Source organism: Macrococcus carouselicus, from assembly GCF_004359515.1.
GTDB classification, from domain to species: domain Bacteria; phylum Bacillota; class Bacilli; order Staphylococcales; family Staphylococcaceae; genus Macrococcus; species Macrococcus carouselicus.
Map to the genome: position 1 here is coordinate 73,737 of NZ_SCWD01000002.1, position 11,580 is coordinate 85,316.

Annotated in this window: 12 protein-coding genes and 2 pseudogenes; 10 read left to right on the plus strand and 4 right to left on the minus strand. The window is 33.7% G+C overall.

The annotated features are described in order from the left end of the window. The first annotated feature begins 111 nt into the window (after nt 1-111). The 4 genes from ERX40_RS06435 (at nt 112) to ERX40_RS06450 (ending at nt 3,774) form a co-directional block, all read left to right on the plus strand. A complete protein-coding gene (locus ERX40_RS06435; protein ID WP_133417682.1) occupies nt 112-990 on the plus strand; it encodes a type I restriction endonuclease subunit R, EcoR124 family in 879 nt (292 codons plus the stop codon). Nucleotides 991-1,063: 73 nt separating this feature from the next. Then, on the plus strand, nt 1,064-1,747 hold the full coding sequence (locus ERX40_RS06440; RefSeq protein ID WP_133417683.1) for a hypothetical protein: 684 nt from the start codon (nt 1,064-1,066) through the stop codon (nt 1,745-1,747). Nucleotides 1,748-1,826: 79 nt separating this feature from the next. Next, the gene (locus ERX40_RS06445) at nt 1,827-2,606 is read left to right on the plus strand and encodes an HNH endonuclease (RefSeq protein ID WP_133417684.1); all 780 of its coding nucleotides are present in this window, start codon (nt 1,827-1,829) and stop codon (nt 2,604-2,606) included. A 7-nt stretch (nt 2,607-2,613) separates the two neighbouring features. Beyond that, a complete protein-coding gene (locus ERX40_RS06450) occupies nt 2,614-3,774 on the plus strand; it encodes a PD-(D/E)XK nuclease family protein (protein ID WP_165980685.1) in 1,161 nt (386 codons plus the stop codon). A gap of 209 nt (nt 3,775-3,983) precedes the next feature. Here ERX40_RS06450 and ERX40_RS06455 read toward each other — a convergent pair whose 3' ends face one another. Further along, nucleotides 3,984-4,814, minus strand: a complete 831-nt coding sequence (locus ERX40_RS06455) for a GIY-YIG nuclease family protein (protein WP_208001667.1) — start codon at nt 4,812-4,814, stop codon at nt 3,984-3,986. A 509-nt stretch (nt 4,815-5,323) separates the two neighbouring features. Here ERX40_RS06455 and ERX40_RS06460 point away from each other — a divergent pair. The 4 genes from ERX40_RS06460 to ERX40_RS06475 are packed head-to-tail and all read left to right on the plus strand — an operon-like array spanning nt 5,324 to nt 7,405. Further along, nucleotides 5,324-6,088 carry an APH(3') family aminoglycoside O-phosphotransferase gene (locus tag ERX40_RS06460; RefSeq protein ID WP_133417686.1) on the plus strand — a complete coding sequence of 255 codons (765 nt, stop codon included), beginning with the start codon at nt 5,324-5,326 and terminating at the stop codon, nt 6,086-6,088. Nucleotides 6,089-6,109: 21 nt separating this feature from the next. Next, a complete protein-coding gene (locus tag ERX40_RS06465) occupies nt 6,110-6,529 on the plus strand; it encodes a cytidine deaminase (protein ID WP_133417687.1) in 420 nt (139 codons plus the stop codon). Between the two features lie 27 nt (nt 6,530-6,556). Continuing rightward, nucleotides 6,557-7,018: a GNAT family N-acetyltransferase gene (locus tag ERX40_RS06470; RefSeq protein WP_133417688.1), complete on the plus strand. Its 462-nt coding sequence runs from the start codon at nt 6,557-6,559 to the stop codon at nt 7,016-7,018. 39 nt (nt 7,019-7,057) lie between these two features. Then, nucleotides 7,058-7,405, plus strand: coding sequence for a nuclear transport factor 2 family protein (locus ERX40_RS06475; protein WP_133417689.1), 348 nt, complete (start codon nt 7,058-7,060; stop codon nt 7,403-7,405). Between the two features lie 286 nt (nt 7,406-7,691). Here the strand turns inward: ERX40_RS06475 and ERX40_RS06480 are convergent. Then, nucleotides 7,692-8,643: pseudogene (locus ERX40_RS06480) on the minus strand (IS30 family transposase). Between the two features lie 515 nt (nt 8,644-9,158). On the opposite strand from ERX40_RS06480, the gene ERX40_RS06485 reads away from it, so the two are divergent. Continuing rightward, complete coding sequence (locus ERX40_RS06485) at nt 9,159-9,623, plus strand: hypothetical protein (protein ID WP_133417690.1); 465 nt, start codon at nt 9,159-9,161, stop codon at nt 9,621-9,623. 275 nt (nt 9,624-9,898) lie between these two features. Here ERX40_RS06485 and ERX40_RS06490 read toward each other — a convergent pair whose 3' ends face one another. Further along, on the minus strand, nt 9,899-10,240 hold the full coding sequence (locus tag ERX40_RS06490; RefSeq protein WP_133417691.1) for a hypothetical protein: 342 nt from the start codon (nt 10,238-10,240) through the stop codon (nt 9,899-9,901). Nucleotides 10,241-10,319: 79 nt separating this feature from the next. Between ERX40_RS06490 and ERX40_RS06495 the strand changes: the two are divergent. Next, nucleotides 10,320-10,680, plus strand: a pseudogene (locus tag ERX40_RS06495) (DapH/DapD/GlmU-related protein); the annotation flags it as partial. A gap of 155 nt (nt 10,681-10,835) precedes the next feature. Here ERX40_RS06495 and ERX40_RS06500 read toward each other — a convergent pair. Beyond that, entirely contained in the window at nt 10,836-11,561 is a 726-nt protein-coding gene (locus tag ERX40_RS06500; RefSeq protein WP_133417692.1) for an NADPH-dependent F420 reductase, read from the minus strand. Between the last annotated feature and the right edge of the window lie 19 nt (nt 11,562-11,580).

The following is an 11,580-nucleotide window of genomic DNA, read 5'->3' on the forward strand; positions in this document are numbered from 1 at the left end:
ACATATTATTTGAATATAATCATAATTTATAAAGATAGCGAAGACATACAGAACACCTCTAAATTTGAAATCAATCAAATTTAGAGGTGTTTTATAATGAACTAAAAGAATGTGGAAGAGGCCACCAAGCTCTACTCGAATGCGAATGAAGAGACCGGACTCGTCTATCCGACCTATAAAGACGCGAAGAAGAAGTTCGAGAAGACTAACCGTGAACTTCAATCATTCATCAAGAACCATCCGAATATTGATGAACATACAGATGAGTCTGTCCAGATTGAGTATGTTAAAGCCTATCAGAAGAGCATGAAAGCTTTTGAGGAGCTGATCACCTATGATGAATTCAATGATGATATCCAAAGTGAGAAAGCACTTAAGGATAAGATGTCTACATTGGAGAACCATCGAGGCAACTATGAGAATGTGAAGGCACATCTGAAAGAGCGATTGACAGGTCCAGAAGATAGTGCGACATCACTGAGTGAGATAGAGTTCTTCTCAGATGACAATAACAAGATGTACAACATTGATTCATCTTATATCGATCAGCTGTTAGGGAACTACCAGGCAGATAACCTGACCATCAGAGATGAGATTGAGAAGGCTCTTCAGAAATTGAATAAACCGGCGCATGTCAGAATGGTCTATCAGAATATTCTTGATGAGATTGACCGAGAGAAGAATGAGATGAAAGAAGATATCTTCAGTCTGAAACGTAATTTCTTTTCACGTGAAAAAAATCAGATTATTGCTGAATTTGCGGAAGAATATAAAGTAGAACTATATGAACTTCATTCATCAGCAATACAGTATACGGCAGGTGCTGATGAGATTCCGAACATGAAGAACGTCATGAATAAGATTGACTTTGAATCTTACAAGAAAGAGCATCCGGAGGTCAATCCTTTTAAATATCGTCAGATGATGAAGTCAAGATGGAAAGAAGTACTGAACACTGAGATTATTCCACTGGAAGATGAATTACGTTAATGTAATATTTAGGCTAATTACTTTTTAAGTAGTTAGCTTTTTTAAAAATGGAATAACAAAAGGAGATAAAATAATGAAAAAACTTTTTAAGTGGCTAATTATAATAATAGTAATTATTATTGGATGTTCTCTACTCTTTGCAGGACTTAAAGGGGGATTTGAAGCTATTAACCAAAAAAAAGCGAGTAGTAACTTTTTCTTAAAGGGCGATAATCGTTACTATATAAATAATGATAATAATGCTGATATAAAACCAGGTAGATATAGAATTAAGGGAATAGGACGAGGCACTATACGAGTAGGAGATAAAGGCCAATTTATCAATGATGAATACTTGATAGATGAAAAAATTGAAGATGAAAACAGTGAAATTTACGCTATTCTACCTAAAGACGCTAAACTTGATATTATTGGTTTAGATGAAGTGGAATTAAAGCCTGTACAACAGTTTAAAGACATGAACTTTACAGATTTAGTCCCAGGTTTGTATATTGTAGGAGATGAAATAGAGAAAGGTAATGTGGAGATAGGTGCTGATGACTACGCATTAGCCCTCATAGATATTTATGAAAGTAATGGAAGTAGAAAAGATGGAGCATTAATAATCAGTCCTTTACGGTCTGATTATGAAAAAATGATGGAAGACTCAAATAAAATAATGCTCGATATTCACACTCATTATGATACTAGTCTCTCAGAAGGAGATATTGTAATTGTGAAAGGCGGAAGTGTCTATTTACGTCAATCTTCTAACTAGTGAAATTTAGATTTAATGAGAATAAATATAAAAATATTGGAATAAATCATTAAGAATTATTAAAAATAGGAGAGTTTATATGAAGCATTGGATTATTCCATGCAATGTTAAGGCATATGATGTTAAAAGTGCTTTTGAAAAATTAGATGTCCTAGATTGGAAGCAAAGTAATAATTTAAAGTCAGCCATGATTGGTGATATTGTCTTGATTTATCTTTCAAGTCCCTACTCATATGTCAAGTATGTATGTGAAATAGCTGCCGTAAATAAACCCCGAGTTACAATTGATGATAGTGATTTTATTATAAAAGGCGACAATTATGAAAAGTATGGTAATTATATGGAGTTAAAATTGATTTCAGAAATTGACGACACTATGTTGACGTCTCCAATTTTGAAACTGAATGGAATGAAAGGCAATGTTCAAGGACCACGATCATTAAAAGGTGACTTGTTAGACTTTGTCTTGGAATGTATAGATCCGTGTTTAAATAGTAAAATTACCGATGAGTCGAAACTTGAAAATACTGAATATAAGGAAGGAAAAATTATCGTTCAATACGGAACTAAGTTTGAACGTAATCCTAAATTGAGAAAAAAGGCGATTGAACTTCACGGAGTGACATGCAAAGTATGTGATTTCAATTTTGAAAAAGCATATGGAAAGTTAGGAAAAGACTTTATTGAGATTCATCATATTAAACCTATGTATCAAATAAGAGAAGAGATTGCAATGAATCCTGAAACTGATTTAGTTCCACTTTGTTCGAATTGCCATAAAATGATTCATAGAAAAATAAAGAGACCGTTAACTATCCAAGAATTAAAAGAAATAATAGATGTTGAAGGAAAGGAGTAACACTTTGATGAATAGTATTGAAGAGTACTTTGACTTTCTCAGTAACGTTCCTGACATTAAAAAAGAAGATATTTCGGAGTCTATTGCCAAAATATTTGATGTTGAATCTAAGGAGAACACAATCAGTAACTGGCTATCATTTCTTTTGGATTCTAATAGATATAAGGATGATGGCCCTTTAAAAGCATTACTTGGTTTATTTTTAGAAGCAAATCAATTTGAAGAAACTGATACAGATACTGTAATAGTTTCAAGAGAATATACTTTATTAAATAGAAGAAGAGTGGACTTATTAATAGAGACTGATGATTTAATAATCGGTATTGAAAATAAAATATTTTCGTCTATTCACAATGATCAGTTGAATGATTACTATGATAAATTAAGAATTCAACATGAGAAAAATGATAGAGATAGAAAAATAATGACAGTATTGTTGGCTCCGAGTTGGAGTGAAGATGTCATACAAACTAGAATGAAAGATGTTAAACAAATTGTCGTTACATATGAGGAGCTTGCAAATGCTTTCGCCGAAATACCGCAAAAGAATATAGAGTATAGAAATTATTTTATACTAAATGAATTCGTCAAATATGTAAATGACTATATTAGAGAGGGAGCGATGGAGTTAAATAATGAATGGGCTGTCTTCAATAGTAAGCATTCAGCAGAGCTAACTGAAATCGTAAAGAATGGTGAACAGCAGTTAGAAATTCTATCGAATAAAATAGAGAAGACATTAAATGACGTGGGAAATAAGATTTTCACATCTTCAGAACAGCAAATGGATAACTTTCATGTGTACAAGAAAGTGACGTCTAAAGCTTTTTATTTTCAACTTTTCCATACTACCTGGGAAAAATACAAAATTCATTATGAGATCGGTGCAGGTGATTATGAATCAAGAGGATTTATACTGCCTGCCATACTCCACCTTTTAATTGATGTAGAAGATAAAGAAACAAGAACAATGATGAACAGTAATCCTGATGTGTTTACTGACTTTAAGCATATACAAATTCATAACCGTATAAAAGAATTTATTATTGATTATTCAAGTCAAGAAGCTTTTAATGCTACATTTCAAAATATAGAGAATGAGTTATATAACTGGCATAAAAGTAATAAAGATGCACTGTTAAATGTTATACCTAGTATAAAAGTGTAAGGCTCATGATTAGTGCAATTAGAATACTTCATATTTGAATAATGATAAAGCAAGAACATTTAAGCCATGACATAAGAATAAGATATCAATGTTTTATTGATATCGTTTTTTAGCAATATCACTAGTAAGGGCAGGCGTATCACAAATAATGCGGTTTATAAAACATATAAAAGAAGCTATCCTTAACATGGTTAGCTTCTTTTATGTGATTAATTAGAATTATATCCAAATTGTCTGCTTCCCAATGCTTCTTTCCAGTAACTTTCTCTTTGCAACACTAATTTGTCATCAACTTTCCCGTTATAGTTCTCCAGGATTGTATATTGAAAATACTGCTTAACATACTCAAATCCTTTTTCTTCTACAAGTGCCACTAACTCCTTATTACCTCCATGGCCATTGCTGACATAATTAGACCACCTCGTCAGCAACATCTGACTGTTACTTGTTGCAGATCCCACATAGAGTTTACCGTTATATGTATCAGTGATGAGATAGACGGCCTTCTGGTTTTCGAGCGCAGCAATCCAGTCTCTCTTACCACGCAGAATGATGGTGGCTAACTGCTGATAAGATAATTTGACTTTATCGTATCCTGGAGAATCATCCCCATCGAATGTAGTAGGAAGTATCTGCTGAACCACTAATTCTTTATGTAACCCTTCATAAAAACGACCTTGAGATTGAAAGGATTTTCTGAACTTTATAATGACACGACCATAATATTGAGAATATTGTTCTAATTCTTCACCTGCATAATTGACACCATTTAGTACACCGAGTTCTTTAACTACTCTTTTCACAGTTGATAATAGCCAAGTATCATATGATAAACGGACCAGACATACAGCGATCTGTCCCACTCTAAAATACCGTGTTTTTGTGCGCCAGAAAAGCCATTGATTATTTAGTAAATCTGGGTTTTCTTTAAAGAGATCAATGGGGTTTTCAATACCATTCGATTGATTAAATTTTATTTTGACATTCTTCATCTCTTCCTCTGAAAAGCCGAGTAAGTCATTAAGCAATATTTGTCCCACGCTGTAACTCTCCTTAAAATCTTTATTAACTAGATAATAACAAAACTCCCGTTATGTGAGATAATTTAATTGAATATTTCTATAAAATGTATGATGATTCTCTGATTCTTTAGCGTTAAAATGAGTAACAAAAAATATACTGGAAAGATTGATAGTTGTGAAAGTTAAGTGTTTTGATCTTTGTGAGGAGTTATGGACTAAGTCTAGAACTGCTTATATTACAGAACATGAAGCTGAGTTCGAAAGCCTCAAGCAGGCTATCAAGGAACATGATATACCTATGCCGACATCTAAGTATATGTATCAGTATAATAAAAGAAATGTATTACCTAAAGATAAGATTACAGGCGAAAACTATGATATTGAAATACAGGACAGACAAAGTGACATAATTAGCATAGATTGTAAGGATGTATTATTGAAACTATGAAATTTGAAACTAAATAAATTAGTTATTCTATATCTCATTACAAATATAATAAAAATCCTATGCTACCTGGAGGAATATAATGAAAATAGATGAAATCGTCATACCGCAAAAGATAGCAACTCATATTAAAAATCAGAACTATACAAAAGATACTATTGGCCGATCTCATTCATCTGTTATTTTATTTGACAATTATGTATTGAAGATAGAGTCATTGTCATTAGAGTCAAAAAATGAATTGATTTTAATGAAATGGTTAAAAGGACGTTTACCTGTTCCTGAGATAATTGCACATTGTGAAGAGGATGGTTATAACTTTTTACTGATGTCTCGACTACAGGGTGATATGCTGTATGAAGTTGATAGTTCTATTGAATTATATGTCAAGTCCTTAAAACAACTGAAAGAAATAGATTATAGAGACTGTCCGGTTGATAATCGCTTGGAGCACTATCTGAAACAAGCACAGTATAATGTTGATAATGACTTAGTGGATTTAGATAATGTTAACCCTGACACATTCGGACCAGAGGGATTTAAAGATTCTCAAGACCTCTTACAATGGTTGAAAGATAATCAACCTGAAGAGGAGCTAAGTTATTCTCACGGTGATCTGTGCATGCCCAATATCTTAGTGAAAAATAATGAGATAATAGGATATATTGATTTAGGACGTGGTGGAATCTGTGATCGTTATCGGGATATTGCACTTTGCTATAGAAGTTACCTCTATAATACAGAAATAACTGAAGAGAAATTACAAAGTAAACTTGAACAGCTTTTAGATTTTAAATTAGATATGGAAAAGATAAGATACTATATCTTAATAGACGAACTCTTTTAAATGAGGAGATGGAGATAAGTTATGAATATTGAAGAAAAACTATTTGAAGAAGCGAAATCATTCATTATGAAGCGTTTTCCCGAAGGTTGGGGAGGAGCTGCTGCAATGTACTCTAAAAATAAACAGATTTATGTTTCCATTGCTCCCGAAGTAATAAATGCCTCTACAGAATTATGCATCGAAACAGGCGCAATTTTACAGGCGCATAAAAATGATGATGTTATTACGCATAGTATCTGTGTGGTCAGAGATGATGAAAATAGTGAATTTAAAGTGCTGACGCCATGTGGAACTTGTCAAGAGCGATTACTATATTGGGGAAATAAAGTAAGTGTTGCAGTCACGAATAACGAAAATAAACTTCATTATAAAACCTTGCGGGAATTACAGCCCTATCATTGGACGAACGCTTATGAAGATATCGAGTATAAACAAAATTGAAATTAAAAATGTAAAGAGGAGAACAATATGAAACTAAGGAGAGCTAGTGTCGAAGAAGCAGAAAAAATCTTGCATATGCAAATAGAGTCATTTCAAGAGTTATTGGATAAATATCAGGATTATGATACTAATCCAGCAAGTGAAGATATAGACATAGTAAAGCAACGGCTGAATCAAAATTATACCTATTTTTATATTATTACTGATAATAAGGAGGAAGTAGGCGCAATCCGAGTGGTGGATAAAAAAGATGGCAGTAGAAAAAGAATTTCTCCGCTTTTTATTTTGCCTCAATATAGAAACAAAGGCTTAGCGCAGAAAGCGTTGCAAGAAGTGGAAAGAATGCATGGTATGAAGCACTGGCAGCTGAATACCATTCTTGAAGAAGAAGGCAACTGTTATCTGTATGAAAAACAAGGATATATTCAGGATGGGAATCGGCAGATGATTAATGAAGGAATGACGCTTGTCGACTATATTAAAGATTAGAATTGAGTATCAGGAATTATATTCTTATGGGAGGAACCAATGATTGATATTTTGATAGAAAGGGAAAGTAAATTATTTTCTTATGAGTTCTGTAATAATATTGAACAAATAAATAATATATTACATCAAGATTTTATGGAATATGGGACAAGTGGTCGTATCTATAACAAACAGCAGTGTATTAATTTTCTAAAAGATTTAAAAACTGATAGAAATATCGAAATACATCATGCAAGTTATCGTGAATTAAGCGATAATTCATGGATTCTTAATTATATTTCTAAAGACAACGACAATAATATTGTCAGCAATAGAACTTCTATATGGATCAAAGAAGAAAATACTATTCAGTTATTATTCCATCAAGGAACTGAAGCTTTTTCTTAAGATAGACACATTTATGTATTTAATACCAAAAGCCTCAACATCAAGAGAAAATGTTGGGGTTTATCTATTATAAGATTCATATGCTTTTAATCTCCACACTAGAATGTAAGCAATTAAAAGGCGAAGTGAGACATGATGAAAAACCGCACTCTTAGCTGATACGCTCAGGCTTATCATAAATGATGAGGTTTTTGATGTAACAAAGCTTTAGAAATGTTATTGGAAAAAATATTAAATCTCATTAGATTCTATGTTGATACTAAGATTTATTAATCTTTTTCGTTTGTCAAAATAAGCTAGACAACTTCTCATCTTCGATGAAACTCATAAATACTTCCAATGGTGTCCTATAACCAAGAGATTTTCTAGGTCGATTATTTAGCGAATGTGCAACTTGGATAATATAGTCATCCGTAACTGTGTTGAAATCCATATCTTTGTCCAGGCCATTTCTCCTGAGCATTCCATTTGAATGTTCATTTAGACCACGCTACGAAAGTGTCCCTGGATCAGCAAAAAAGATAGATATATCGTGCTGGTTACTGATTGACTTCCAGCTGGAAAACTCTTTACCGCAGTCGAATGTAATGGATTTAAAGAGACGATAAGGTAAAGCCGGAAACATACTGTTTAATGCTTTTTCAATGTCGGATGCCTTGCGACCTTCCGGTCGTAGGGTGATGATCATCTTAGAAACACGTTCAACAAGGGTGATGACTGCGCTGCCATGACGACGACCGACAATCGTATCTCCTTCAAGATGACCGAACTCTCTATCAAAGTCAGGAAATTCAACTGTTCTTTCTGAAATGTAAAGTCTGACGACCTCTTTTCTCATGATGACCGTTAGGTTTTCTTTTCCCTTTCATTGGAAGTGATTGAACAGGAAGAATATCTTCCCGGAACATTCTGTACAGAGTTTTAACAGAACAGCTGATAGATTCTTCATTTCTGCCTATGATTGTGTCAGGTGTTCAGCCGTCGGCTATCTTTTCGCGAGTATAACTGATCTGATGCTTAGGAAGGACGATCTTACGTCTTCCGCAACGGGATTTTCTTTTCTTATAGTTCTGATAGAATTCCAGTGCAGATATACCTGCTTTAAATGCATTAATTACATTATAGACGGTCTGTCTTGAACGCTTAATTCTCCAGCAGATCTCACTGACCGAAATTTTCTGGTAGTAATATGATTCTATGAACGCAAGTTCATCCGTGGTAAGATGTGTATAGGCCATTTGTGCTAACTCCTTATGTTTTCTTTGGACGGAAATACATATTGAGTTTAGCAGAGAAGGCTTTTTTAGTTGTCTAGCTTAATTTTACAATCGGTGTTATATAAAATAAATATAGTTATAGTACATGCTAATATACACATTAAGTTTAATTATACTTCAAAATTTACTTAATGATATACAGATATTTATCGCTTCAATAATCTATCACCTCATTTTCTTGCTTATCATAGCAAAAAATATAACAGCTGAGTGTTTTCTTGCAGATATAAAAAATTTTAATAGAAAATATGATCATTTGCGCCAATGATACCACCATATACATGAATATATAAAAGACCGCTTCTTCTAACGGAGAAACGGTTGTTTTTATTATCATGATTAACTAATCTTAAATCTACCTTAAAAAGGAAGGAAATCTATTTACTATAATTTTGAAATATTTTACTGTTATAAAGTAAAGAGTGTATACTTATCTAATTAAAGAAATCGTATATTATAAAAATGGGGGTATTGCTATGAAACGAAAAATACTTTGGCTGTTCTGCACATTGTTAAGTCTGATTTTTTTAGTTAATACGGTCAGTTTTTGGTTGGAAAAGGAAGCAACAGAAAAAGTGATTCAAGAGGCACTCGACAAAAGAGGGTGGATAGATAGAAATGAAGATCTCAGTTATAACACGAAGTTTGGTAACTGGGAAATGTTTGTCCGTTATGATTCATTTCCTGGGGAACAGTATGTTTATCAAGTGGACAAAAAATTGTCAGTCAAGGATAAGATACAGTCACTATTCGGTAAGCATCTTAATTATGACATCTTTGGAGAGGGTCATTGTGATGAACATGTGAAGTGCGAAACAAAGCGTAAAAATCAGAAATATAAGAAACGACTTGAAAACGATGCAAAAGGTGGTATGGTACATAACCGTTCTACTGGACTTGGTTCTTATAGAGAAGGAGAGTGGTTAAAGCAAAAAAAATAAGCTGCTAGGATACAGTATATAAATAAATGACCGCTTCTTCACACAGAAGAAACAGTCATTTTTGATTATTTGATTAACGAATCTTTCTTCTTCCATCGTGGTGAAACAAAACCTACATAGACAATCGTAAACAACAAAAATGACCAGAATAAAATGTTCATAAAAGAGAATCCGACCATTGCTAAACCGATTTGAGTCACAATAAATACACAAAGGAACTGCAGCAGCAGTAACTTAATAATTTTAGATGACATAATTTCTTCTCCAGTCTTGATTTAAAATCCGAATATTGTTTTATAGCGATCCTGTAAGCGACCATCCAGTTCTCGCATTTCTTTGTTGCTCATACTATCTTGACCGCTCAGTACTGAGATAGTCATTGAGTCATACATAAGTGGAATCCAGATGAGCAACATCATAACGAATGTTGCAATCAATACTGGAATAGTATCTAAACGTTTCAATCCATCAATGAATTTGCTGAAAGCGCCGGATGCATTGTTTTTTAGGTCCTTATCTTCAGCGAACTGTTTTGATTTTGTGACGTATGTTTTTGCTTTCTCATCAAGCTTTGTGTCTCTGATTTCATCCTGCATTATCTTTTTATAGTCAGCCATTATTATCCTCCATTTATTGAACTTCTTCGGGTGATACCTTATATTCGTAAATCTTATCTTTGAAAAATCTTTTATCGATAATCTGAAATGCTATACCGACTACGGACGACATATGACGTTCGGTAAAGAGATTTTCATTAATAAAAATGTCACGTTTGTAGATTTAGGTGGTATTGAAATCGAAGATCATGTGTTGATCGGACCATCGGCTAGAATCATTTCAGTCAATCATATCGTGGACCCTGCAAAGCGTCGCGGATTTGTCGTAAATAAAGTGGTCATTAAAAAATGCCTGGCTAGGTGCAAATGTTACTGTGTTGCCTGGTGTGACGGTTGGAGAGAATTCTATCGTTGCAGCAGACTCAACGGTTACAAAAGATGTTCCGCCAAATACGATTGTAGCAGGCACACCAGCGAAAGTGATTAAAGCAATTGAATAGAAGCTGATTCAATAAATACACTTGTGGTGATGACGCATCCAGAGATTAATCATTCACTGGTTAATCGGATATGGAACGATGCTTTAAAGGACCAATATATTGAATGTGTAACGCAATCATTTATGTTCAAAAAAAGACCTCAAATGAGGTCTTTTTTATAGCGTGTCCGCATCATATACTTTTCTGTTCATTGCGACGATATCTTTATGCTGCATGTCAGGTCTGAAATGATTCATTACTTCATCACGATGAATCGGTGCAGCAGCTTTGTCCGCTAGTTGTAATGCACGTTCTAATTGTGACTTATTAAGTTCAGTACAATATGCAGGAGAACCTGGTTGATGTCTCCAGGAGTTGTTTAAATCTCCATTATCAACCACATCAATGCCGATTGCATTAATCATTTCTGCAATTACATCTTTATGGCTTTGGTTATCTCCAGAAATCGCCATGGCCATTTTTGAACCATCAGCTGATGTAATAGTTTGTAGTGTCCTTGCAAGCAAGTTGTTAAATGCTTTAATAACAGGTTTTTCGATTTGCTCAGCTATCCAGACACTTTCAACTTTGCCATCTTCAATAGGCTGGATGTTGCCATCTCTGAATGGGTAATAGTTTGTAGTATCGACGATGATAGTATTATCATCAAGTTGTGATAATTTTTCTTTAATTGTAGGTACAACATGGAAAGGTAGAGAGATGATTAACACATCAATATTTTGAATCACTTCCTCAAAAGTTACTGCTTTACCTTTAAAGTCTTTACCTTCTAATTTTTTAATCGATCTAGCGTCAGCAATTTTAACGTCATGTCCTGTGTTAAACAAATGTTGAGAGAGGGTTGTGCCGATTGGCCCAGCACCGATAATTCCTATGTTCATATTCATTCTCCTAGCTCAT

What these genes read in the sequence shown, in the direction of transcription:
- ERX40_RS06440 (WP_133417683.1), top strand. Translation starts at nt 1,064, where the DNA reads ATGAAAAAACTTTTTAAGTGGCTAATTATAATAATAGTAATTATTATT.
- ERX40_RS06490 (WP_133417691.1), bottom strand. Translation starts at nt 10,240, where the DNA reads ATGGCTGACTATAAAAAGATAATGCAGGATGAAATCAGAGACACAAAG.
- ERX40_RS06460 (WP_133417686.1), top strand. Translation starts at nt 5,324, where the DNA reads ATGAAAATAGATGAAATCGTCATACCGCAAAAGATAGCAACTCATATT.
- ERX40_RS06485 (WP_133417690.1), top strand. Translation starts at nt 9,159, where the DNA reads ATGAAACGAAAAATACTTTGGCTGTTCTGCACATTGTTAAGTCTGATT.
- ERX40_RS06445 (WP_133417684.1), top strand. Translation starts at nt 1,827, where the DNA reads ATGAAGCATTGGATTATTCCATGCAATGTTAAGGCATATGATGTTAAA.
- ERX40_RS06465 (WP_133417687.1), top strand. Translation starts at nt 6,110, where the DNA reads ATGAATATTGAAGAAAAACTATTTGAAGAAGCGAAATCATTCATTATG.
- ERX40_RS06470 (WP_133417688.1), top strand. Translation starts at nt 6,557, where the DNA reads ATGAAACTAAGGAGAGCTAGTGTCGAAGAAGCAGAAAAAATCTTGCAT.
- ERX40_RS06475 (WP_133417689.1), top strand. Translation starts at nt 7,058, where the DNA reads ATGATTGATATTTTGATAGAAAGGGAAAGTAAATTATTTTCTTATGAG.
- ERX40_RS06500 (WP_133417692.1), bottom strand. Translation starts at nt 11,561, where the DNA reads ATGAACATAGGAATTATCGGTGCTGGGCCAATCGGCACAACCCTCTCT.
- ERX40_RS06450 (WP_165980685.1), top strand. Translation starts at nt 2,614, where the DNA reads ATGAATAGTATTGAAGAGTACTTTGACTTTCTCAGTAACGTTCCTGAC.